Source organism: Sphaerospermopsis sp. LEGE 08334 (assembly GCF_015207205.1).
Classification (GTDB): Bacteria; Cyanobacteriota; Cyanobacteriia; order Cyanobacteriales; family Nostocaceae; genus Sphaerospermopsis.
Window position 1 is genome coordinate 43,893 of record NZ_JADEXH010000020.1, and the last position, 24,550, is coordinate 68,442.

Sequence of the window (24,550 nt, forward strand, 5' to 3'; positions counted from 1 at the left end):
ACCTTACAGATAGGGAAAGTGCCATGAACAGCAAAAACCCCATTTTTTCAAAAAAAGCTTTAAAAATCGCCATTTTATTATCACCGTTACTGTTATCTACAGGTTTTCTGGGTGGAAAACTGCAACTTTCCGCTACTGCTCAGGTATTATCAAATCAGGAACGGGAAGAATTAAACCGACTACGACAGGAAAACACCGCCCAAAAGCAATTACAGTCAGACTTTGAGCGTGCTTTTACTCGCACGAATACCCTGCTTAATATTTGGTTGACTATTTTAAGTTTATTTCCGGTGGTTTTAATTGCTACATTATGGTTATTAAGAAAAGCTATAATTAAGGATATTGTTGACCGTTCAATGCAGCAAATACAAGGAATTGAAAAGCTGCAAACTCAATTGATTAATGTTAATCAAGATGGGGAAAATTTGATTAAAAATTCTCAAATTCTCACTCAGGAATTAGCACAGGAAGTTAATAGACTAAAAACCGCAATTCAAGGTGAAGAGGAAAATTTATCTATTCTTTTATCAGATTTACCAAAATCAAAACAGGAATTTCTCACAGCTTTAGAAAGAGAAGTTGAATCTGCTCAAGAGAATATCAGCGATTTAGAATTTAGGTTAAATACTCAATTAGAACAAGTTACTTTATCTGCTCAACAACAAAAAATTACCATTGAAAATGTCAGAAAATTAGAAGCTGAGTTAGTTTCTCAATATAAGCAAATGAAGTCAGCAGTAGAAAATCAAAAAGATGCTGCTATTAATGATATTGAAACAACTCGTTCTCAATTAATATCTCAACTTCAGGATTTGGAATCGGCAACTTTACAACAAAAAGAAGATACTTTTGAAAGTATAGCACAATCACGCTCAGATTTTACTGATCAGTTATTTCACTTTCAGTCAGATGCTCAACATCAAACAGATATTTTTATTGAGAATTTAGAAAAATTAAATAATCTGTTTAAATCCCAACTTTCTGAATTACAAATTGATGCTGAAAACCAACAAGGTAGTTTATTTGATAATTTAAATAAATTACAGCTTGAGTTTTCTCAACAACTATCATTATTACAAAATTCTGCTCAAGTTCGTCAACAGGAAATTATTGATAATTTAGCAAAATCAGGTAATGAGTTTATCTCTCAGTTGTCTGATGTTTACAGTGATGTACAGGAAGATATTGAACAACAGAAATCACAGATTTTACAGAATTTACAAAATCTAGAATCTGCATCTCTTAAACAAATTAGAGAATTACAAAATGTTGCAGAAGTGCGTCAACAACACATAGTTGATAATTTAGCAAAATCCGGTGATGAATTTATTTCTCAGTTTGCTGATATTCAAACTGATATTCAACATCAGAAATCACAAATTTTACAGAATTTACAAAATCTAGAATCTGCATCTCTTAAACAAATTAGAGAATTACAAAATGTTGCGGAAGTACGTCAACAGCAAATAGTTGATAATTTAGCAAAATCCGGTGATGAATTTATTTCTCAGTTTGCTGATATTCAAACTGATATTCAACATCAGAAATCACAGATTTTACAGAATTTACAAAAGTTAGAATCTGAGTCTATGGATCAACTCAGTATTTTACCTAATGTTGCGGAAGTGCGTCAACAGCAAATAGTTGAGAAATTGCAAAAATCAGGTGATGAGTTTCTTTCTCAGTTTGCTGATATTCAAACTGATATTCAAAAACAAAAATCACAGATTTTACAGAATTTACAAAAGTTAGAATCTGAATCTATCAACCAAATTAAGGTTTTACAAAATGTCGCTGAAGTGCGTCAACAGCAAATAGTTGATAATTTAGAGAAATCTGGTGATGAATTTATTTCTCAGTTTGTTGATATTCAAAGTAATTTTGAACAACAGAAGTTGAGCATTTTGGAGAAGTTAGAACAGTTAGAAAAATTAGAAGCTGAATTTGTTAAACAACTTGCAGAATTACAGTTAGATGCTCAAACTCGGAAAGAGTCTATTTTACAAGAGTTAGCAACTATTCAACCTCAATTTATAGCTGAACCTGAAAATACACAAGTAAATATACAAGTACAAGAACCCGCAACCGAAACAATACCACAAACGATACCAGAAACCACACAACCAGAAGTTGCTGTTGATGATTATATCAAAGAAGCGGAAACGCTGTTTACAGAAAAACGTTATGAGGATGCTTTAGCAATTTATGAACAAATCGTTAACATTCAACCTGATAATGCAGAACTTTGGTTAAAACGAGGTTTAATTCTTAGTCGTTTGAAACGATATAAAGATGCGATAATGTCTTACAATAAAGCCATTAAAATTAACCCTGAATATCATCAAGCTTGGTGTGACATTGGTGTAGCTTGTGGTAATTTAGGTAAACACAGGGAAGCATTCAATTGTTTTGATAAAGCTACTCAGATCAAACCAGATGATAGTGTAGCTTGGTTAAATCGTGGTTTGTCTTTGGTAGAATTGGAACGTTATGAAGATGCGATCGCTTCTTTTGATCAAGCTTTAAAATTTCAACCCAACTCCCCTAAGATTTGGGATAAACGCGGTTACACCTTGGTAAGATTAGGCAAAGATGACGAAGCAATTACTAATTTCGATAAAGCACTAGAAATTAAACCAGACTATGCAAGTGCTTACTATAATAAAGCTGCTTGTTATGCACTACAAAGAGAAGTGGAACTAGCAGTAGAGAATTTGCAAAAAGCAATTGAACTTAAACCTAGTTATAAGGAAGATGCAGCTACAGATATAGATTTTGATGATATTAATAAAGAGCAAAGCTTCCAACAATTAATTCAGAGTTAGTCATGAGAAATTAAAAATACCCCTGCATAGTTTCTACACAAATTAGAAGCTATAAAGGGGTAATTTGAAGTCATTAATGTCTCTTGCAAGGAGAGGGGGATGGAGCAGAGAAATTGAACAATAGGTAAGCTGCAATTGTGCAAGGAAAAGCCTTAACAACAACGTAGTTTCCTTTCTAGGAAATCCTATCAATACCTCTTGATTGAAGATATAACTTATTTCTCCCATACCTCATCTATCTAGAGAAATAGTCAAAATCTACCCTAGTAAATATTGACCAATATTCAGGTTATATGATATGAAACAGTTTTTTTGAATTGATTTTGAATTTTTAACTAGAAATTTAGACTATACAGACAACCGCAGACAAGGACACTTTTGCATAAATTCAGATGCTTTATTTTTAGCATTCACATTATTAATATGTGTGAGCGTTGGTTTAATAATACCACTAAATAAATCATCTAAACCATAGGGTGTGAAAAATTGCCATTCTCCTTTTTGATCCATCCGCACACCAACAGCGGTTGCAGTGTGTAACCAATCTTTAATTCCATCTTCTGTACTGTAATATATAGTTCTACCTGTCCGCCATCTACCAAAACTAGCTTGATTTTTAACATCAAATTCATACTGAGGAAATTGTGTAGTGAGAATTGATTTTGCTTGTTGTTCTTGTTCTCGTGTTCCCTGTAAATCAAAAAAAGCAATATCAAAATCTTTGATGAATAATTGACATTTTTCACCAAATAGGTTAGACCATACGGTATTGCGTACTGCTCCTCCTGCTAACCACCAGTTGGGTAAGTTGAGTTGAGCAATGTGTGGTAGTACATCTGCAATTACGGAATCGGAGAGAATAGTTTTTAAGTTTGTAGAATCACTCATGGTTTATTGCACAACTTGAAAATACAGATAAAGTCATTTATTGACAAGTATCATAACAAGTATGATAAAATGCTTTGGATGACTAGAGTTCAGAAATGAAGCAGAGAACTCAGAGAAATAAATAACGCAGAGTTTTATAACCTACAAAGGCTACGGCTTTTGATAAAATGGTGAATAGACTTAAAATACATGATATTTATTAAGCGTAATTTCCCATGACCACTTCTTCCCGTCGTTATCACATTACTACTTTTGGCTGCCAAATGAATAAGGCCGATTCAGAGCGCATGGCTGGCATTCTGGAAGATATGGGCTTTGAATGGTCAGAAGATCCTAATGATGCTAATGTGATTCTTTATAATACTTGCACGATTAGAGATAATGCAGAACAAAAAGTTTATTCTTATTTGGGTAGACAAGCAAAACGCAAACATAAAGAACCTGATTTAACTTTGGTAGTTGCTGGGTGTGTAGCACAACAGGAAGGTGAAGCTTTACTGCGTCGTGTTCCTGAGTTAGATTTAGTAATGGGACCCCAACACGCTAACCGTCTTAAAGATTTGCTAGAGTCGGTTTTTGAAGGTAATCAAGTTGTTGCTACGGAAGAGGTACATATTTTAGAAGATATTACCCAACCAAGGCGAGATAGTAAAGTGACTGCTTGGGTAAATGTGATTTATGGTTGTAATGAACGTTGTACTTATTGTGTAGTTCCTAATGTGCGGGGTGTGGAACAGTCGCGCACTCCTGAAGCTATCCGTGCGGAAATTGAAACTTTAGGAAAACAAGGTTACAAAGAAATTACCCTTTTAGGTCAAAATATTGACGCTTATGGACGGGATTTACCCGGTTCAACTCCCGAAGGTCGTCATTTGCACACTTTGACAGATTTACTTTATTATGTCCATGATGTTCCAGGAATTGAAAGAATTAGATTTGCTACCAGTCACCCCCGTTATTTTACGGAAAGGTTAATTAAAGCCTGTGCAGAATTGCCCAAGGTTTGCGAACATTTCCACATTCCTTTTCAATCTGGGGATAATGAAGTATTGAAAGCAATGTCACGGGGATATACTCAGGATAAATACAGAAGAATTATTGATACTATTCGTAAGTATATGCCGGATGCGTCTATTAGTGCGGATGCGATAGTTGGTTTTCCTGGGGAAACTGAAGAACAGTTTGAGAATACCTTGAAGTTGGTGGCTGATATTGGTTTTGATCAGTTGAATACTGCTGCTTATTCACCCCGTCCGGGTACACCTGCGGCGTTGTGGGATAATCAGTTAAGCGAGGAAGTGAAGAGCGATCGCCTACAAAGATTAAATCATTTAGTGGCGATTAAAGCAGCCGAGCGATCGCAGCGTTATTTTGGCAGAATTGAAGAAGTGTTAGTTGAAGATCAAAACAGCAAAGATCCAACTCAGGTGATGGGAAGAACAGGAGGAAACCGGTTGACTTTCTTTACAGGAGATATCAAAGAACTGAAAGGAAAAATAGTCAAGGTAAAAATTACCGAAGTTCGCGCTTTTAGTTTAAGTGGTGAACCTGTAGAAGTGCGGGAAGCGGTAGCTGTTTGAGGTGAAAGGTGACAGGTAACAGGTAACAGTAAGGGTTTAGATTTTCGTAGGTTGGGGTTCACTTTGTTCAACCCAACCAAACCTTGTAAATGTTGGGTTTCGTTCCTCAACTCAACCTACATACTAAGAAGGAGATAAATAAAATGTCACAAGAAGAGTTTCAACAAAAAATCTTAAATTCACTCGAAGAATTAAAAACTGATGTGGCAAAATCAAATGAGAAATTTGAGGTATACAGGCAAGCTACGCAGTCACTGGTTAATTTGGCTTTCGGTTTGATTGCCAGCGCTACGATAATTACGGTGGTGTCGTCAGTTTTTAAGAGGTAAAGCTGTAACCATAATAGTTCGGACATGATCAATCCTTACCTCAAATAACCAGTTTGCTATTTTTGCCGTTTTTTCTTCACCAGAAATGAATACAATGACTGTTAATGCTAGATAATAGGAAAGCCTTAACATTTACTAACAGCCCGGAAAAGAAGTAATAATCATTATGCGAACTCACTATTGCGGCGAACTCCGACAAGAGCATATTGGAGAAACTGTAACATTATACGGTTGGGTGGACCGTCGCCGCGATCATGGGGGTGTGATATTCTTGGATTTACGCGATCGCTCTGGTATTGTGCAAATTGTTAGCGATCCCCAACGCACCCCAGACTCCTACGAACTGGCTAACACCATACGTAATGAATACGTTGTAGAAATCACTGGTAGAGTTACCCAACGCCCCGCAGAATCACTTAATCCCCGCATCCCGACCGGTGAAGTAGAAATTTACGCTGATAAAATTCACATCCTCAACGCTGTTCGTAAACAGTTACCTTTTCAGGTTTCCACCGCAGACACGGAAAACGTGCGGGAAGACTTGCGGTTAAAATATCGTTATTTAGACTTACGACGCGATCGCATGGCGCAAAATATGCAGTTGCGTCACCAAGTCGTTAAAGCAATGCGGCGTTATTTAGAAGATAATGAAGGTTTCATAGAAATAGAAACCCCTGTACTTACCCGTTCCACCCCCGAAGGTGCAAGAGATTATATTCTTCCCAGTCGCGTTAATGAAGGGGAATGGTTTGCTTTACCCCAGTCACCGCAACTATTCAAACAAATATTGATGGTATCCGGGATGGATAGATACTATCAAATTGCTAGATGTTTCCGTGATGAAGACTTGCGTGCAGACAGACAACCAGAGTTTACCCAGTTAGACATGGAAATGAGTTTCATGTCCCAAGAGGAAATAATAGAACTCAATGAAAAATTAGTTTGTCATATCTTCAAAATAGTCAAAAATATTGACTTACCCCGTCCTTTTCCGCGTCTAACTTATAAAGATGCGATGAATAAATATGGCAGTGATAAACCAGATACCCGCTATGATTTAGAATTAGTTGATGTTTCCGATGTTTTAAAAGATTCGGGTTTTAAAGTTTTTAAAGATGCCATTTCTAAAGGTGGAATTGTGAAAATTCTCCCCATTCCTAACGGTAATGATGCTATTTCCAATGTTCGCATTAAACCCGGTGGAGATATTTTCAAAGAAGCAACAGAAGCAGGAGCTAAAGGTTTAGCTTATATTCGCGTGCGGGATAATGGAGAAATTGACACCATTGGCGCGATTAAAGATAATTTGACACCGGAACAAAAACAGGAAATTTTAACTAGAACTGGTGCAAAAGATGGTCATTTATTATTATTTGCTGCTGCGGATGCAGGAACAGTAAATAAAACATTGGATAGGTTGCGTCAGTTTGTGGCTAGGGAATTTAATTTAATTCCAGAAGGGAAAAATAACTTCCTTTGGGTGACAGATTTCCCAATGTTTGAATGGAATGCAGATGAGAAAAGATTAGAAGCATTACATCACCCATTTACCGCACCCCATCCCGATGATTTACATGACTTGAAAACCGCCCGCGCTCAAGCTTACGACTTGGTTTTAAACGGCTTTGAAATTGGTGGTGGTAGTCTGCGAATTTATCAAAGAGAAGTGCAATCACAGGTATTTGAAACTATTGGTTTATCTACCGAAGAAGCACAAAATAAATTCGGCTTTTTATTAGAAGCTTTTGAATATGGTACACCTCCTCATGGTGGTATTGCCTATGGTTTAGATCGGTTGGTAATGTTGTTAGCTGGAGAAGAATCAATTCGTGATGTAATTGCTTTTCCCAAGACACAACAAGCACGCTGTTTATTAACAGATGCACCTGCTGGTGTGGATGGGAAACAGTTGAAAGAACTTCATGTTGCTTCGACTGTGAAACCGAAGGTTAAAGAGTAAGGTTAAAGATCCCCGACTTCTGTAAATAAATCATATTTGATGAAGATGATTAAATTAAGAAGTCGGGTATCTGGATATTTTGATTAATTTTAATTTAAAATCCCTACTAAAATTTTCATTAATATCTCTAAATCCGTAGGAACTCGATATAACATTAAGTCTTGAGTTATGATTCTTTCATCACGTTGAAAACTGCCAAATTGCCATATATCTCCTGTGGTTACAGCACCATATAATATTGGTTCGTTTCCTGATATCCATTCATTTACAGCAATTAATTCTACTGCAAGTTGAGTAAAACCGCGTGTTAAATCTGCTTGTTTTGCTTCTACAACTAATATTTGATGTTGAGTTTGCAAGTAATAATCTAAGTCACCTCGTAAAAATTGGTTGATTTCAATGGGATATTCAATATTAATTGTTGCTTGGGTAATGTGGGCAATTTCTAATAAAATAGGAGCAATTAATACTTCTCTGCGTGCAGCTTCGCTGGTGAGACTTACTCTTTGAATTGCTTCTTCTAATCTTTCTTTTAAATCAGTTAATCTAGTAATTTGATTGTTAGTTGTTGGAAAATTAATATTACTTTTGATTAAGGTTGCTCCTAGTTCTTGTAAAATATCCGCAGGTGCAAATCTTAAATCAAAGTATTTACGAAAGGTGTAGGTTTCACTGGGTTTGAGAATTTGCGGACGATGGGGGGTAGTCATAAGGTTGTAAGTTATATTGTAGGTTTTTTATTGTCTATATTATAGATTTTATTTCACGCAGAGACGCAGAGGCGCAGAGGAGAGGATAAAAAGTTGTTCACCTGACTTTTTTGAAAGGTTGGTAGTAGATTTATTGGTGAAAATGGGTTATGGTGGTTCAAGACGTGATGCAGGGAGAGCAATTGGTAAAGCTGGAGATGGGGGAATTGATGGAATAATTAAAGAAGATAAATTAGGTTTAGATATTGTTTACATTCAAGCTAAAAAATGGGATAATACAGTTGTTGGTAGACCGGAAATTCAAAAATTTGTCGGTGCTTTACATGGACAAAGAGCAAGAAAAGGTGTTTTTATCACCACTTCTAAATTCTCTCAAGATGCTAGAGAATATGTATCTATAATAGATAGTAAGATTGTTTTAATAGATGGACAAGAATTAGCTCAATTAATGATTGATAATCATGTGGGTGTATCAACTGTCTCTATTTACGAGATTAAAAAAATAGATTCAGACTATTTTACAGACGAGTAATCAAAAACCTCAATCTTCCTCTCTGCGCCTCTGCGTCTCTGCGTGAGCTATGCTAAAAAACAGGGGAAAATCGAAAATCCCCTGTCACCTTTACCGACAAACTTCTACCAAAGTATTAGTGAAATTAGGATAAGAAATAGCCGCAGCTTCAGCACGGTGAATAGTCGTAGTACCACTAGCATTTAAAGCAGCGATCGCTAAACTCATACCTATTCTATGATCTGTATGACTGTCTACCTCAGCACCCACCAAAGCATTACCACCAGTAATTTCCATCCCATCAGGTAATTCTGTAATTTTACCGCCCATTTTATTTAATTGTTGCGCCATTACGGTAATGCGATCGCTCTCTTTAACTCGCAATTCTGCCGCATCTCTAATAATGGTTGTCCCTTCCGCAAAGGTGGCAGCTACTGCTAAAATGGGAATTTCATCAATTAATCTCGGTATAATATCCCCAGCAATAGTACAGCTTTTTAACTGACTAGAACGCACCCGCAAATCTGCAACCGGTTCTCCTGCAACTTCTCGCTGGTTTTCTAGCTGGATATCTGCACCCATCATTGCCAAAGCTTCTAAAATTCCCGTGCGGGTGGGGTTAACACCGACATTTTCCACCACTAACTCAGAACCGGGAACAATAGAACCCGCAACTAACCAAAAGGCCGCAGAACTAATATCACCAGGAACAACAACTTTTTGACCGTATAATTTCGCATTTCCTGTCACAGTCACGCTGTTGGTTTCCGGGTCTATACTTAATTCTGCCCCAAACGCCTTTAACATCCGTTCACTGTGATCCCGTGATAAAGCGGGTTCGGTGACTGTTGTTTTCCCTTCGGTGTTTAAACCTGCAAGTAAAATACAAGACTTGACTTGTGCTGAGGCGATGGGTGAATGATAATGAATCGGTTTGAGTGCTTGTCCTTGAACTGCTAAAGGTGCTAATGTGTTACCTTTGCGTCCCCAAATTTCAGCGGCCATTTGTTGTAAAGGTTTGACAACACGGGACATAGGACGCGATCGCAACGAGTCATCACCTGTAACTGTAAAAAACCGCCCTGGATGGGAAGCTAACAACCCCAACATTAACCGGATAGTTGTACCAGAGTTACCCGCGTTCAACACATCTACAGGTTCTTGAAAATTACCCAAACCAATACCTTTAACCCGCACCAACTGGGTATTTAATTCGGAAATTTCCGCACCAAGCGCCCGGAAACAGTTAGCAGTGCTGCGGGGATCTTCACCTAACAGCAGTCCTTGAATTTCCGTTTCACCTTCCGCGATCGCACCTAACATCAAAGCCCGATGGGAAATAGATTTATCACCAGGAATACTGATACGACCTTGTAGAGACAGTCCAGAGGGAGGACGCTGAATAATTAAGTTTTGAGAAGCGTTTTCTTGAGTTTTTAAAGTTATAATAGCAGCCGACATTATGATACACTAGCTTTTGAATAGGCCGGAAATCTGGCAGTGACTTCAGATGCTGCCACTGGTCAATTCCTTCCTAGTATCCTACCGCTTTTTATCAAAGTAAGATGAGAAGCCCAAAATTCTGTTGATCGGACTTCGACAAAATTTGCTGTATCTGTGCCGGTGGGGTACAGCGTATGATGATGAAAAATTTTCAATATTGATAAAAATTGATAAAAATTGATAAAAATATTCACAACTTTAATGTACAAACTGATGATAGCCAGAAAAAACATTGTTTTCGGGTTTTAGCTTTCAATCCTAGCCGTTTGCATCTCGATTTGTATAGATTAACAAATTAGTAGATTCGGTTAATATGAATCAGGTTTTACTATTTAGTTGTTTAAACTAACTTTTTAAAACACCTAGTGTTGGTTTGATTTTATTCAACCGCTTCTATCACTTATCGTTCCCATGCTCACTCACCACCGCAAACCTGTTTGTTTATCCATTATTTCCACTGACTTACCAGTTTGGTCCGTAGTGGAAACTTCTGGAACATTATATCAAAAAGATACTGACAGATTTCACTTACTATTGACTGCACCACCTTTAATCAGTTGTGAAGTAGGAAATTTAAGCAGTCGAGAAAATCCTGTTCCTCAAACTAAAAAAAATGTTGAAATCCCCACAAGTCCCAGAATTTTGTGGTTGGAAATTTCCCCCTACCGAATCATTATGACTATGCAAGGTAACACTCAAGTAAGTTACCGACATTTCTGGGAACAGGGCGTTTATGGCATTAGTCGTTATTGGTTGCCTAATGAATCTTTGCAACCACACAAGCCTATTCGTTTACGTAACTTTACTAATAGCTTAAATCTTACCGGACAAAAATTACCAGAACATCTGCGACTTGACTATGAATTGTGGTCAGAAAAGGTACAACTAGGACGCTATATACTCAATTTGGAAATTGATAACTAATTAGGGTTTGATGAAAAAGTCTTTTCGTGGGGCAGGCAAGAGGAAAGGGCTATCTGTTGGTAACAAATTTTTTCATATTTCATCCTCAAATTGAGCTTGTCCTAAGTTGACAATTTCATAGACAAAACTATACTTATATTGACAAAAATCAATATATTTTCCGGAAAAAATCAACTACTTGATATATAATACGGTGATATCAAGTATTGAATTGAGACTATTGCCGACGCGAAAACCAAGCAATGATGGTGGTAGTCTTTTTCAGAAACTTAATTGGAACACAATCGCGTTGGGCTACAGCGTGAAGGTCTACAGAGGGATAACCGCTCCCATGCTCCCGTTGAAGTAGAAAGTAAAGTCTAGCTTTGTCTAGGTTTTATATAGCAGTCTTTTTGATGTGCAACATTCTGCTCTTGTTTCTCTTTTCTCGTTCCCATACTCTGTATGGGAATGAATTCTAGAAGGCTCTGCCTTCTATTAAAGTAAAAGCAGAGCCTCTAGGATGGCATTCCCAGTCGGAGACTAGGAACGAGAGAGCGAGAGAAAGCTTTTGCGTGAGAATATGGTTCTACAGACTTTGGAAATATTTATCCAAAGCTTCGTGTACTAACTCTGTCATGGGTTTATTGAGTTTTTCTGCGGTTTCTTTGAGTTGGGAATAAACATCATCTCGTAAACTCACCCGATGACGTGATTTTCCGCTGCTGGTGGGTTCTCCTGGTGTGTAAGTGGCTGAAAATTCACGGATAGCATCAAAACCAATGCGATCGCAAAAATCTCCAAAGCTTTCTTTTCCTTTCCGTGATTTTTTAAAGAAGACAAAAATCGGCTCTAAAAAGCTTTCAATGTCGTTGTGGTGCAATTTTTCAATGATCGGTTGCGCTAACCGCGTTTGATCTGGTGAACCACCTAACCACACTTGATAAGATTCCGGCGCACTACCCACAAATCCTAATTCTGCCATATAAGGACGAGCGCAACCATTGGGGCAACCGGTCATCCTTACCACAAAATGGTCTTTTTGTAAACCCACTTGATCTAATAAAGTCCGAATTCTTTCTAAAATACCAGGTATTGCTCTTTCTGATTCTGTGATCGCTAAACCGCAAGTTGGTAAAGCGGGACAAGCCATAGCATAGCGGGTTAAGGCGGCAATTTGACTAGGATCAGCAATAATACCGCATTTATCTAAAATTGCTTGAATTGCTTCTTTGTCTTCTGGTGCAATATCGTAGAAAATCAGGTTTTGATTTGGTGTGAGACGAATAGGTAAATTAAACTGTTCAACAATTGTCCGCAAAGCAGTTTTGAGTTGAAAAGAACCTTCATCTTTTACCCGACCATTATCAATGGAAATACCCAAGAAAAGTTTACCATCTCCTTGTTCATTCCATCCCAGATAATCTTGATATTTGAATTTGGGTAATTGTTTAAAAGGTTCGACAGCTTTACCAAAGTATTCTTCCACCTTGCTGCGGAATTTGTCTACACCCCAATCATTGATTAAATATTTTAATCTGGCGTGTCTTCTGTCGGTGCGATCGCCATAATCTCTTTGAGTGGCAACAATTGCCTTGACGATATCATAAACATCATCTTTGCCTACATAGCAAATTGGATCAGCGACTCGCGCAAAGGTTTCTTCTTTATTGTGGGTTCTTCCTAAACCACCACCAGCAAAGACATTAAAACCTTGGAGTTCCCCTTTTTTATTGGTCATTACTACCAATGTTAAATCTTGGGAATACAAATCTACGGAATTATCACCGGGAACAGTTACGCAAACTTTAAATTTGCGTGGCATATAATGAGTACCATAGATTGGTTCTACGGAATCATGAACAATTGTCCCAGTGCCATTCTTTTGTCGTGCTGCTATAACATCTGGGTGTTCTTCCGCACTAATAGCTTTTTCACCATCCAACCAAATTTCATAATAAGCACCGGTTTGGGGAGAGAGTAAATCAGCGATATTTTGGGCATATTCCCAAGCATACTGATAATCTGGGCGATTTTTAAAGGGTGCGGGGGGAGCCATAACGTTGCGGTTGATGTCACCACAAGCACCCAAAGTAGAACCCAGATTTTTGACAATAGTAGCGATCGCTGCTTTGAGATTCTTTTTCAAAATCCCATGTAATTGAAAACCTTGGCGGGTAGTAGCTCTTAACGTATGATTACCATATTCATCCGCCAATTGATCCAAAGCCAAATATAGCTGCGGTGGTACTAACCCACCAGGATTTTTTGTCCGCAGCATCATTTGATAATCTTTTTCCTGTCCCTTAACACGATTATCACGGTTATCCTGTTGATAAGATCCGTGAAACTTCAGAATCTGTATAGCATCTTCACTAAAATGGGTTGTATCCTGAAGTATTTCAGTCGCTACAGGTTCACGCAAAAAATTACTATTTTCTTTGATACCTTCGACTTTGGAAGGTTTACGGGTACTAACGGGAGAAGGCGCAGAGTTAACCATTACAGTAGTATGTTTGTAAATAATGCAGCAGTTAAAGACTAATTAAAAATTTAGGTATACCTTTTCTGCTGGTAGAACAGTTAGTAATTTTATGGACAAATGTCTTCAAACTACTTTTCCCGGTGTTATCCGGAATGGGCAAACTGCAATACCCTCTATCCCTAAGCTAAAAGCCGCTGGGACTACTTTTTCACTTCTCCTAATTGTTTTGATTGCCTCGTATCAACCGCGTTTTCTTGCTCTTGCACCTAGGCTTGACTCCTTTTATAGCGATATACGCAGGAAGCTTGTAGTAGCCGGACTTTCACCCCTCGGTTTGATAGTCATTAGCTCTGGGAGATTTGTCTATATTTTACCATTTTTGATGATAAAAACTATGAATAGTTATAACACCAAAAATCCGGTTGGAATTATGAATAATAACTTAATTTTAACACAGTGAAAAGCCGGCTTCATTAGTGATGTAACACTTAACAAAACCAGCAATTTCAGTATTTTAGATGTAAATCAATACTAAATGTTTTTATTATCACTTATTGACATATAACCATAAATATGTGTTGTGTCAACAAGTATCTCCTCAGTTGTCCCCAGCCACCAGTCACCAATCACCAATTACCAGTCCCCAGTCACAAGTCATCTACTTATCTAAAACGATAACCGATACCACCATTAATGCTCACAGCAGAAGCATCACTATTTTGATAAGCACCGAGACCTACTTTAGCGTTAGTGTAAACCAGGAAATTCTTAGTAACTTCAGATTCTACCCCAGCACCGACAACTACAGAATCTCTATTACCCAAAGGTGTGGGTTTACCGTCATTTTCTACGAAAGAATAGCCACCAGTGATAAAGACATTGGTTTTATTAGCAATGGGTAAATCTACAGAAACTTCAGGGATGATAGCAGCTGTTTCATCACCCCAGAGGACGTTACCCCGTGCGGAAAAAGGAGTATTTCCTAATTTTAAACGACCTGTGACATTTCCACCAAAGGTAGCATCATCGTTACCTTGTCCACCACTGGTAACACCAGCAGCTACACCAACACCAATATAACTAGCATCTGTGCCTTTTTGAGTTTCGGCGGCAGCTTTACCAACAGATAAAAATGCAGGAGTAATTACTAAGGAAGATAAAGCAGAAATTGTCACTAAAGACTTGAGTAAGCGTTTCATAAGTTTTACCACAATTTAGAAGTTTTACTGTTAAATTCTAAGTCGAATCGGAAGTTGAAATGTTCCAGATGATTTGAAAATTTACTAAATTCATTGTTACTATTAATGCAATATGTTGAACTTATCGGTATTTAGTAAACTTTTGCATCCTTGGTTATGGTTACACTGCCATCTTTGAGTATTCCAGATGAGGAAGATTTTAGATTTTAGATTTTAGATTTTAGATTGGAGTCAAGAAAAACATTCCAAAATCCAAAATCCAAAATCCAAAATTAATAACTCCTGACTCCTGTACATAACGAAAAGACTATTCTATTTGCACCTGTTCATTGATCCATTGTTGGTAGTCAGAACCAGCAAGGAGAATAGGTAGAGCGATAATTTCTGGCAGTTGATAGGAATGAATTTCTCTGACTTTAGCTGCTAATGTAGAGAATAGCGCCAAATTAGTCTTGATCATTAACTGCCATTCATTTTTTTTGTGAATTTCTCCTTGCCATCTGTAAATAGAGTAGGTGGGTGACAGACTGACAGCAGCTGCGAGTTTAGCTTCGATCACAGTTTGAGCGATCGCCTTAGCTTCCTCTTCCGTGGCAGTTGTCACCATAACTACACCATAACCAGTTGGTTGCTGCAACATTGCTAAACCAGAGACAGAGAGTAGACTTGACCATCAATTAACAAGCGAGTGATACCTTTGGCTTGGAGATGGTTACTAGCCTTTTGCAGCATTCTACTGTCAGGGACTTTAATCACGCGATCGCGTTTGGTAGAAAAGCGTTTGGCCACGCGATGATTATCAAACACTGGCAGAGTTTTCTGCTGGGTTTCAATAGTAGGAATAGCTCCCAAGTCCCCAAAATCCTTGAGTGGTCTAGTAATTAATTCCGCAGAGCGATCAATTACCAGATAACAAGTTTTCGGCAAAGATGCCACCGACAAGGGTAAAACTTGAACTGCTCCTTCTCCTGGTCTACGTCTGGTAACTAGGGGTGTAGGTTCCTCAAAATCTTCGTCTTCAAAATCCTCCTCATCTTCAAATAAATCATCGTCTAAATCATCCAAATCATCAGACTCATCCAGTAAATCATCATCGAACATATTGCTGATGACGTTTTCTTCTGGCTCCTCATCCTCTAGTATGGTTCTGGGGATGCTCGGTATTTCAGGTGGCCGATGTCGGACGATTTCTATTTCCCTAGCTACCGGCAATTCTGGTTTTTCCGTCGCAGAAGAGCGTGTTTTCACCCTTCTAATAGCCGGGATAGGAGGTGGAATTTGTTCAGACTTAGGAGCCTCTTTCACCTCTTTGATGACCGTTTTAGGTGGTTCAACCTTGGGCAACTCTAAGCTAGGTTGATCACTGCTTACAGGTGCTGTTTCGATTTTTGGTGGTTGACTCAACAGGGGTAACTGCTCGTAACTTACCTGCGCTCTGCCTTCAGGGGTTCTGGCAGCGCGTTTTAAAGAAACAAGATATTCGTAATCTTCTTCGGGTAAGGTACTTTTAAGCAGTCGGCTAATGGTTGAGTTGCTTACTCCATAGCGTTCTGCCAAAGTCGAGGTAGTTTCGGCAGTTTCTCTATATAGCTTGAGAATTTCTTGTTTGTCTGAATCTGTTAATTTTCTCACGGTAGACACCAAAATTTGTTAACTGCGTTTGCGTCCACTGGTACGCCGCTTGAGGCTCAATGATGCTTCGTATTCCAGAGCAGCGCCCATACCAAATAACACTCCACTAAACACCCAGAACACTTCTAGTATGTCTCCACTTTGATAATTTGGAAGATAGTTAGTGGCATATTTAAACCACATATCTGCAATGTAGAGCGAAAATGCTGCGGCTGCAATCATTCTCCAAGAAAGGGAAACTTTCCCGCCCCAAAACGCTAACAACATGATTGTAGCGATAATTAACAACAACACATCACTAATTACATAAAACCAATCTAAAATCAGTTTTATTTGCATCAAAATACCACTTGTTTGAGCGGATGGTGTTGCATTTTGCTGAGAAATGAACCAAGCCACAAAACTTCCTAATGCACCAACAGCAAACACAATTAACCATTGCCATTTTTCTAAGTTGATGCGTCGGGAGAACAAAGCTAGAGCCATACCTGCACCCAGGAAGATATAAGTCATGACAAAAAACACATCTGCTATAGACACATCCGGTTCTTCGCCTAAACCTATTTCTATATAGCCAAAAACTATCCCACCGATAAAATAAGCCAGCATACCTAAGCCGATAAACAGCCAAACCTTTCGGCTGCCGATAATTTGGGTACTTTGCCAGTTTCGCCAACAGAGAACAGCAGAACCCAAGTAAGCTGAAGCTTCAAAGATATTGGTTCCTAGTAAATACCAAGCTTCACGAATTTCTTCGCCGTTGGGACCACCAGGTATTTTGGCGCTGAACAACAAGAAGTATAACAGGGCTAACATTGCCCAGCCAATACTAATCAAAGTGATTCTTTGAGTCGTGAAAATGGTTTTCGCTTTGTAAGAATCGTCGTAGGATTTACTCATAGGTTTTCACTAGGTAAATGCACTTTACTACTATTTTTGACATAATTAAAGTCTTGTGTACTTGAGATAGTATTAATTGCTCAATGCGATACCTGAAGTTGGGTAATACTGAAATAACTTGTGAGCAAATAATATCCATCCTACTGCCAAAGTTTACTCAGTGGAGATTGATTTAACCAACCGATAAATATTAATAGTTCTTCTTCTGGCATATCTTGTAGCCTATCCTCTAATTGATGAGCAAAGTTTGTATCACCAAAATATGTTTTTCCTAGTCGGTGCAGTTCTTCCAGGAGAATAATTACATGAGTTTCTTGCCAAAGAGGCAGTTTGGGCATTTGTGAGGGTTCAACAGTTAGCAGAGCTTTGGCTGACTCTGGGGAAGATACTTGGGGAAATTGTTTTTGCTGTAATATCCCTGTGATATCTTTTTCAAATAAACCTGCTTGTCGATTACCTAATAAATCTTCAATATCCATATAAACGGCTTGCAGGAGCAAAATACTCGCCAATGTCAAAATCTCAATATTGCTATGGCTACCTGTATCACTGTCTAGCTGTTCCCAGCGAATTTTGCCCCAGACGCTAAAGCGTTCCGGTTCTTCCAGTAAGACACAGGCTTTACCTCTATTGTCAGTCAGCGATCGCCACAGAGTTTTAGCTTCAACCTCTTGACTAGCTTTAAAAACACTTATCAGGCGAAAGGTTTGCCCCTGATAATGGAGGATCGGCACCTTCTGATCCCGCGTTGGGTGCTGAACGGTAGATATTTCAACATCCTGGCGTTTAAGAATAAACATGGCACTAGCAACTAACTCCTCACAGGGGCTGTTTTGACTGGGGATGTATCATAAATTTGGGCTTCATTACCAAAAGTATAATTATTTATAATATGATGTAGGAGAATTAGGCTGTTGCCAAATACTTTACTAGCATACGCTTTAGAGTTTATCGGCATTTATGAGTAAATTCCCCCTTGACATCACAATATATCGGAAATATCCCCTTTGTTTCGTTTCTTAGTTTACATCGACTGATTCATTACTTGGATATCTGTCTTGATATTGGGAAATTTTTAATTTGCTCTTGCTTTTTACTAGAAAAAATATATATAATGGTTTATGGTAATCTGTTGAAAAACAAAAACTTTGGTTTTGGGCGCGTAGCTCAGTGGATAGAGCAATTGCCTTCTAAGCAATCGGCCGCAGGTTCGAACCCTGCCGCGCTCGTTTTAATTCAATATTCATCCTCAATGCTTGTAACTATGAGCCAGAGGTTGTGGTTAATTAGTCTTAATTGAACAAGTTATGTGCTACACCATAGACATATAATTTTTCTTTATGCTTTAGCGAATAACATTTAATTAAGTATGAGAATGTATTAATTTTACCAAAAATATCCATAATCATCAGAAATCATCAGACGGAAAGAAGATACCAATTCACGATATTCTATTAACTTAGTTTGAATTATTCGTGAAGCTTATGATTAAAAACGATATCTGGATTACCGAAATGGCTCAAAAAGGTATGATTTCGCCTTTTGAACCTAGTTTAATACGCCATGCTGAAGATTTACCTGTAATTTCCTATGGTTTGAGTAGCTTTGGTTATGATATCAGGCTATCGCCCAATGATTTCCGTATTTTTAGACATATTCCCGGTACTGTAGTTGATCCTAAGAATTTTAATCCTGAAAATTTAGAACCCACAAAACTACACACTGACGAAAATGGTAGTTATTTCATCCTTCCTGCACATTCCTATGGACTTGGTGTGGCTCTGGAAAAGCTGGAAATACCAGATAATATTACAGTAATATGTATTGGCAAAAGCACTTATGCGCGTTGCGGCATTATTGCAAATCTTACTCCCGCTGAAGCAGCATGGCGTGGTTATTTAACTCTGGAATTTTCCAATGCTTCCAGTGCTGACTGTCGTATTTATGCTAATGAAGGTATTGTCCAGTTAATGTTTTTAGAAGGTGAACCCTGTGGGGTTAGTTATGCGTCACGTCAGGGTAAGTATCAAGATCAGTTAGATGTTGTAACTCTGGCTAGGGTTTGACATTATTGTTAGAATATTTGCAGTCTGTTGAAAATTGAATAATAAATCATAATCAACAAACATGATATTATGAATCGCCCGCGAATTATTCAACCTGGACAAAGTTATACATTTAGTAAATACTTTGATTTACCATTTTCTCCAGAAGATATTCTTGCTGAACTGGGTTGTGTTTATCAACGTCAAAGGTTACAACTACCAAAGGTAGAATTTAATATTGATCATCTTCCAGAATTAGAACGAGTTATTGATCGTAATTTACGCCGAGTTAAATTATTAACAGAAGATGCAAGAAAACAAGTCATAATATCACCTATTCTTTTAGAGGTTTGTGAAATCACAGAAACTCAATTGAATATTGAATATCCGATTAATGTTAGCGATCAATTAAAAGGTAGTTTAGATTATTACATTAATAAAGGGAAAGGTTTATTAGTTATTGAAGCTAAACAAGCTGATTTGAGTAAAGGTTTTACACAATTAGCTGTAGAATTGATTGCACTTGATCAATGGATAAATTCTGAAAACCCTATACTTTATGGTGCTGTAACTACAGGTGAAGATTGGCGTTTTGCTATTTACAAACGTCAAGAAAAAGAAATAATTGAGGATTTAAAATTGTATCGAGTTCCTGAAGAATTAACTGATTTGGTTAGGATTTTAGTTGCTATAGTTAGTAAATAATCAGATACCCGAATTCTTGAAGAAGTCGGGGATCTATCCATCTTTGATTTTAAGGTGCTAATCTGCCTTTACCCAAGCGAGATTTTTTGTACCATTCTGCTATTCCAGGAATCCATTCTTCAAAATGCGGCCACATTAATTCGCATAACTTTTGAATTTCTAACTGTGCATCTTTCTTATTTCTCAAATCACAAAAATGTAAGAAAGACCTAACATTAAAACTCACAACAAAATGCTGACGATAATCAAAAGGCATTTTACCCCTGATATGTTCCTCAGACATTCCCGCTTCAAAATCAATTTTGTATTGTTTTGCAGCTTCTAAACACCATTGTAAATCTGCTGCTCTTTTTTCTGGTGAATAATAATATTTTTTACCTTGTCTATCTGTGTAATACCCCACAGGACGCAGGTAGAAAACATCTTCTATGTCTTTTTTACCTTCCACCACTTCAATAAATTGGTTTCCGGTGTACCTAAAAGAATTATGAACCACAATACCATTGGCAATAAAATTATGCCAATTACCTTCAACTTCTAAATCATAAGTCATTTGCAGACCCAGGTATTCTACACTTTTTACTTTGACTGGATGTGCTTTAAGCTTTCTGCTGGGTGGTTTTGGTTTTTCTTGCCAGTTTTGGGGTTCTACTCCCTTGTCATCACAAGAATACTTATTGAATGAACCACGAAGGTACGAAGGACACGAAGGAAGAAGAGAAGAATTATAGGTGATCTTAGATCGGGAAGGGGGTAATATGGGTTGGTATGGTTGAGAAAATTCTACTGTCAAGCCATTACACATTAAATAACAAGGCTGTGTCATTTTGATGACAGTACCATCATCTTGAGTAACTAAACCAACTGCATCACCCATTGTTAACCAACCTTCTGAGGTAAATAGGCGGTGATTAACAGTACAATCTAAGGTTTTGCCGTCTTCTAAAGTTACTCTGTATACGGGTTGAATACCGCTACACATCACGTCTTTAATGTTACCAAATTCAAATAATCCAGTTTCTTCGTTTAGGACTCGCAAACGCATTTTACGGATGCGTTGTTTACAGTCACGGTGATATTCACCTGGTGGTTCTCCATTTCTACCCTTAATAGACCTGTGACGAACTGCTTTTTCTCCATTTGTCCACAAGTCGTATAATTCACCAATAGTTTTTTTGAGTTTCTGATTACTTTCCCCTTCACAGTTCACAAAAGTAATTTCAGTATCATAAGCCAAACACTGTACATCAAATGATACACCTACTCTGTGAGTGCGTGCTTGCTGCATCACACTATGGGGAAAGAAACCACAGTTAAAGACTATTTGTGGATGTTCTAATGGTCCGTAATGTCCTCTTTCTCCTGCTAGGAGTTGCTTAACAATGATTTCACCACATTTGGACTCGGTAGGCCATTTGTCTCGCTGATCATATACAAACCCGTCTGTATAGTCTTGGTGCATCGCAGCATAAATGACTTGTTGGGGGTTTGGTGTTTTGGCAATAACTTCTACTCTAAATTTATCCATAACTACTCAAAATTAAGGTTTTTAATAAAGATAGCAATTAACCAGTTAGCAAGTTGATTGATGAGAAGGGAGAGAAATCAAACTCTCTGGATGATCATACATATATCCCAGATATTCAGATACTTTACAAAAATTAATTTATCTGTTACAGTTCTTAACATAGAGAAAAGTTAAGGAGATAACATAATGGCTACAAACGGTTCTATGGTTGATGATCAAGGCAAAATGAATAACTTTGCAGTTGAACCAAAAGTATATATAGACGAACAAGGCGATCGCACAGGTTTTACACCTTATGCAGAATTACTCAATGGTCGTTTAGCAATGATTGGTTTCATTTCACTGATAGCATTAGAAGTATTCACAGGACATGGTGTGTTAGGAATTTTGAGAAGCCTGTAGAAAATAATTAAAATCTGCTTACATAAATAACAATTGATAAACTAGAGAGACGGGAAAATTCTCGTCTTTTTAATTTGGGAATATGGGAAAAAAATTTATGGTATGTTGTCAGCATTAAGCAAAGGGGAATCTATGGTTTTAACTGCTTCAACAATGTTACCACTAGGTACTAAAGCACCAGAATTTCATCTACCAGAAGTAGTATCTGGAGAAAATATTTCACTGGCTAATCTTGCCGATAAAAAAGCATTATTAGTGATGTTTATTTGTCGGCATTGTCCATTTGTAAAGCATATTCAAACAGAATTAGCCAATTTAGGAAAAGATTACTTTAATAGTGATTTGGGAATAGTTGCTATTAGTGCTAACGATGCTCAAAACTACCCAAATGATGCACCTGAATCATTAAAAGAAATGTCCACAGAGTTGGGATTTAAGTTTCCTTTGTGCTACGACGAAACCCAGGAAACAGCAAAAGCTTACACAGCAGCTTGTACACCTGATTTTTTCCTATTTGATCAAGAAAGAAAATTAGTTTATCGCGGACAATTAGATGATAGCCGTCCTAGTAATAATAAACCAGTCACAGGTGCAGATTTACGCGCAGCAATTGAAGCCGTTTTAGTTGATCAAGCTGTCACCAGTGAACAAATTCCCAGTGTGGGTTGTAATATTAAATGGAAACCTGGGAACGAACCTAATTACTTTGGTTAAGAAAATTTTAATCATCTCCAGATTACTCACACATTACTCACACATTCTGATTTCTGAACAGGTGGGAATTTCCCGCCTGACTCCTGAATTATTAACCCTAAAAATCCACAAATAAAATCAACAAATAAAAATTAACCTATGAGGGGTGAAATTCTATTTTTCTAGTGTTTATTGGTTGTACTGGACGAGCATTTACTTGATATAACTTTTGGAAAGCTGCAATTTGTTTTTCAGAAACTTGAGTTGCTTGTGTCAGTACATTCCATTTTACATTTTCGCTGCATGGTGGTGTAGTTAGTGAACCGATATAACTGAAAAAAGCTTTATTTTTAGGTAGTAAATTAGCAGCGTTAATCGTATAATTTTCAATGTCATTGATTTTTCCCACTGCGGGAATATGCTGCCAAATCTGATCGATGAAGGGATTAGCTGAACCTTTATTCATCATCACTCCCACAACTGCTAATTGGTTTTTAGCATTGCGATGTACTAAGTGCATTTCCAGAGCAGATGCTTTATTATTAATAGTATGTTCACTGGGTATATGAAAATGAAACTGGATGAGTTCATATTCCTCATCGTTAATTTTCATAGTGCTACCTGGGTGGTAATTGACTTGGACAGTATAACCATTATTAACAACTAATAAAGGTGTGGGTTGATAGTTAAACTCTATTTGTACAGGAGTTGCTTCTACTGCATTATTTATATTGATAGGAGATTGATTTTTCCCTAGTTCACAAAGCGCAAAATCAGGACTGATTTCTCCCCAATGAGTAGGATTTGCTGCACCTGCATAGCTCCATTCTGGTGTATTTTCCTCAGCTATGACTGGTTTAGGAAATACAGCTATTAATCCTATTAAAAATACTACAATTACTATAAGATTTAGAAACAAAAGGTTTTTTATTTTCCAGATTAGTTTCATCCTACTCAAATCTATACCTCAATAAAATATAATTAAAAATGCAAAGGATCACAATTCAAATTTCCCAACTTCAAGAGACAAAAATTTTATTAACACCCCAACAACAACATTATTTATTGCGAGTTTTGCGATTACAAGATGGGGATAAATTTATCGCAATGGATGGTATGGGTAAATGGTGGTTAACCCAGTTAACAGGAGAAACAGGAGAGATTTTAGAATTACTGGAAGTGAAAACCGAGTTACCGATATCTATTACTTTGATGGTAGCTTTACCAAAAGGAAATGGTTTTGATGATGTTGTCCGTTGTTGTACGGAGTTAGGTGTAACTTGTATTGTACCAGTTTTGAGCGATCGCACCTTATTAAATCCCAGTCCCCAAAAATTAGAACGTTGGCAGCGCATAGCTGCTGAAGCTGCGGAACAGTCAGAGCGTGCTTTTGTCCCTATCATTTTAGAACCTGTAGCTTTTAACACTGCTTTAAATGAACGTGCAGCAAATCAGCGTTATAAGCGTTATATTTGTGAAGCGCGGGGAAATTATCCACATTTAATAAAAGTCCTAAATAACCTCTCTGGTGAAATTGTAGGTGAAAATATAGGTGAAAATATAGGTGAAATTGTCATTGCCACAGGACCAGAAGGAGGATGGACAGATAAGGAAATTGAAATGGCTATAAAAGCCAAATTTCAGCCTGTTTCCCTGGGTTGTCGCATTCTCCGCGCTGTCACTGCCCCAATTGTAGCATTATCCTTGATTGCCGCTGCTTGTGAAGCATAAACCGCAATACTTTAGACATCT

Annotated in this window: 21 protein-coding genes, 1 tRNA gene and 2 pseudogenes; 12 read left to right on the forward strand and 12 right to left on the reverse strand. The window is 37.6% G+C overall.

The window, feature by feature from the left end:
• Positions 1-23 precede the first annotated feature (23 nt).
• Complete coding sequence (locus tag IQ237_RS12965; RefSeq protein ID WP_194055716.1) at positions 24-2,825, forward strand: tetratricopeptide repeat protein; 2,802 nt, start codon at positions 24-26, stop codon at positions 2,823-2,825.
• Positions 2,826-3,173: 348 nt separating this feature from the next.
• Here IQ237_RS12965 and IQ237_RS12970 read toward each other — a convergent pair whose 3' ends face one another.
• On the reverse strand, positions 3,174-3,713 hold the full coding sequence (locus tag IQ237_RS12970; protein WP_194055718.1) for a nucleotidyltransferase family protein: 540 nt from the start codon (positions 3,711-3,713) through the stop codon (positions 3,174-3,176).
• 215 nt (positions 3,714-3,928) lie between these two features.
• Here IQ237_RS12970 and miaB point away from each other — a divergent pair, with 215 nt between their 5' ends.
• The 3 genes from miaB (at position 3,929) to aspS (ending at position 7,582) form a co-directional block, all read left to right on the forward strand.
• Entirely contained in the window at positions 3,929-5,293 is a 1,365-nt protein-coding gene (gene miaB / locus IQ237_RS12975; protein WP_194055720.1) for a tRNA (N6-isopentenyl adenosine(37)-C2)-methylthiotransferase MiaB, read from the forward strand.
• 143 nt (positions 5,294-5,436) lie between these two features.
• The gene (locus tag IQ237_RS12980; protein WP_194055722.1) at positions 5,437-5,622 is read left to right on the forward strand and encodes a hypothetical protein; all 186 of its coding nucleotides are present in this window, start codon (positions 5,437-5,439) and stop codon (positions 5,620-5,622) included.
• Positions 5,623-5,788: 166 nt separating this feature from the next.
• A complete protein-coding gene (gene aspS / locus IQ237_RS12985) occupies positions 5,789-7,582 on the forward strand; it encodes an aspartate--tRNA ligase (RefSeq protein ID WP_194055724.1) in 1,794 nt (597 codons plus the stop codon).
• 89 nt (positions 7,583-7,671) lie between these two features.
• On the opposite strand, the gene IQ237_RS12990 is transcribed toward aspS, so the two are convergent.
• Complete coding sequence (locus IQ237_RS12990; RefSeq protein ID WP_194055726.1) at positions 7,672-8,292, reverse strand: hypothetical protein; 621 nt, start codon at positions 8,290-8,292, stop codon at positions 7,672-7,674.
• Between the two features lie 85 nt (positions 8,293-8,377).
• On the opposite strand from IQ237_RS12990, the gene IQ237_RS12995 reads away from it, so the two are divergent.
• Positions 8,378-8,824, forward strand: coding sequence for a restriction endonuclease (locus IQ237_RS12995; protein ID WP_302850076.1), 447 nt, complete (start codon positions 8,378-8,380; stop codon positions 8,822-8,824).
• A gap of 90 nt (positions 8,825-8,914) precedes the next feature.
• Here IQ237_RS12995 and aroA read toward each other — a convergent pair whose 3' ends face one another.
• Positions 8,915-10,264 (reverse strand): 3-phosphoshikimate 1-carboxyvinyltransferase, encoded by a 1,350-nt coding sequence (aroA, locus tag IQ237_RS13000; protein WP_194055728.1) that lies wholly within the window; start codon positions 10,262-10,264, stop codon positions 8,915-8,917.
• A gap of 453 nt (positions 10,265-10,717) precedes the next feature.
• Here aroA and IQ237_RS13005 point away from each other — a divergent pair, with 453 nt between their 5' ends.
• Positions 10,718-11,230, forward strand: a complete 513-nt coding sequence (locus tag IQ237_RS13005) for a hypothetical protein (protein ID WP_194055730.1) — start codon at positions 10,718-10,720, stop codon at positions 11,228-11,230.
• A gap of 568 nt (positions 11,231-11,798) precedes the next feature.
• Here IQ237_RS13005 and sir read toward each other — a convergent pair.
• The 6 genes from sir to IQ237_RS13035 form a co-directional block, all read right to left on the reverse strand.
• Positions 11,799-13,712 (reverse strand): sulfite reductase, ferredoxin dependent, encoded by a 1,914-nt coding sequence (sir, locus tag IQ237_RS13010; RefSeq protein ID WP_194055732.1) that lies wholly within the window; start codon positions 13,710-13,712, stop codon positions 11,799-11,801.
• A gap of 644 nt (positions 13,713-14,356) precedes the next feature.
• A complete protein-coding gene (locus IQ237_RS13015; protein ID WP_194055734.1) occupies positions 14,357-14,893 on the reverse strand; it encodes an outer membrane beta-barrel protein in 537 nt (178 codons plus the stop codon).
• A 307-nt stretch (positions 14,894-15,200) separates the two neighbouring features.
• Positions 15,201-15,533, reverse strand: a complete 333-nt coding sequence (gene cutA, locus IQ237_RS13020) for a divalent-cation tolerance protein CutA (protein ID WP_194055736.1) — start codon at positions 15,531-15,533, stop codon at positions 15,201-15,203.
• A gap of 2 nt (positions 15,534-15,535) precedes the next feature.
• A complete protein-coding gene (locus tag IQ237_RS13025; RefSeq protein WP_194055738.1) occupies positions 15,536-16,525 on the reverse strand; it encodes a transposase in 990 nt (329 codons plus the stop codon).
• 18 nt (positions 16,526-16,543) lie between these two features.
• Positions 16,544-17,425, reverse strand: a complete 882-nt coding sequence (locus tag IQ237_RS13030) for a hypothetical protein (protein ID WP_194055740.1) — start codon at positions 17,423-17,425, stop codon at positions 16,544-16,546.
• 140 nt (positions 17,426-17,565) lie between these two features.
• The gene (locus IQ237_RS13035; RefSeq protein ID WP_194055742.1) at positions 17,566-18,225 is read right to left on the reverse strand and encodes an Npun_F0813 family protein; all 660 of its coding nucleotides are present in this window, start codon (positions 18,223-18,225) and stop codon (positions 17,566-17,568) included.
• 356 nt (positions 18,226-18,581) lie between these two features.
• Between IQ237_RS13035 and IQ237_RS13040 the strand changes: the two genes are divergently transcribed.
• From IQ237_RS13040 to IQ237_RS13050, 3 genes are all read left to right on the forward strand, one after another.
• Positions 18,582-18,654: transfer RNA gene (locus IQ237_RS13040), tRNA-Arg, on the forward strand.
• A gap of 255 nt (positions 18,655-18,909) precedes the next feature.
• The gene (gene dcd, locus IQ237_RS13045) at positions 18,910-19,491 is read left to right on the forward strand and encodes a dCTP deaminase (protein WP_194055744.1); all 582 of its coding nucleotides are present in this window, start codon (positions 18,910-18,912) and stop codon (positions 19,489-19,491) included.
• 69 nt (positions 19,492-19,560) lie between these two features.
• On the forward strand, positions 19,561-20,175 hold the full coding sequence (locus IQ237_RS13050) for a hypothetical protein (RefSeq protein WP_194055746.1): 615 nt from the start codon (positions 19,561-19,563) through the stop codon (positions 20,173-20,175).
• 49 nt (positions 20,176-20,224) lie between these two features.
• Here the strand turns inward: IQ237_RS13050 and IQ237_RS26300 are convergent.
• Together IQ237_RS26300 and IQ237_RS13055 are read right to left on the reverse strand one after the other, a co-directional pair.
• Positions 20,225-20,659 (reverse strand): annotated as a pseudogene (locus IQ237_RS26300) (FAD-dependent thymidylate synthase); the annotation flags it as partial.
• Between the two features lie 3 nt (positions 20,660-20,662).
• Positions 20,663-21,703: pseudogene (locus IQ237_RS13055) on the reverse strand (FAD-dependent thymidylate synthase); the annotation flags it as partial.
• A gap of 186 nt (positions 21,704-21,889) precedes the next feature.
• On the opposite strand from IQ237_RS13055, the gene IQ237_RS13060 reads away from it, so the two are divergent.
• Both IQ237_RS13060 and IQ237_RS13065 read left to right on the forward strand, forming a co-directional pair.
• A complete protein-coding gene (locus IQ237_RS13060; RefSeq protein ID WP_194055757.1) occupies positions 21,890-22,105 on the forward strand; it encodes a chlorophyll a/b-binding protein in 216 nt (71 codons plus the stop codon).
• Positions 22,106-22,237: 132 nt separating this feature from the next.
• A complete protein-coding gene (locus IQ237_RS13065) occupies positions 22,238-22,819 on the forward strand; it encodes a thioredoxin family protein (protein ID WP_194055759.1) in 582 nt (193 codons plus the stop codon).
• Between the two features lie 136 nt (positions 22,820-22,955).
• Here the strand turns inward: IQ237_RS13065 and IQ237_RS13070 are convergent, their stop codons facing one another.
• Positions 22,956-23,717: a carbonic anhydrase gene (locus tag IQ237_RS13070; RefSeq protein ID WP_228020180.1), complete on the reverse strand. Its 762-nt coding sequence runs from the start codon at positions 23,715-23,717 to the stop codon at positions 22,956-22,958.
• Positions 23,718-23,785: 68 nt separating this feature from the next.
• Between IQ237_RS13070 and IQ237_RS13075 the strand changes: the two genes are divergently transcribed.
• Positions 23,786-24,529 (forward strand): 16S rRNA (uracil(1498)-N(3))-methyltransferase, encoded by a 744-nt coding sequence (locus tag IQ237_RS13075; RefSeq protein ID WP_194055763.1) that lies wholly within the window; start codon positions 23,786-23,788, stop codon positions 24,527-24,529.
• Positions 24,530-24,550: the final 21 nt, after the last annotated feature.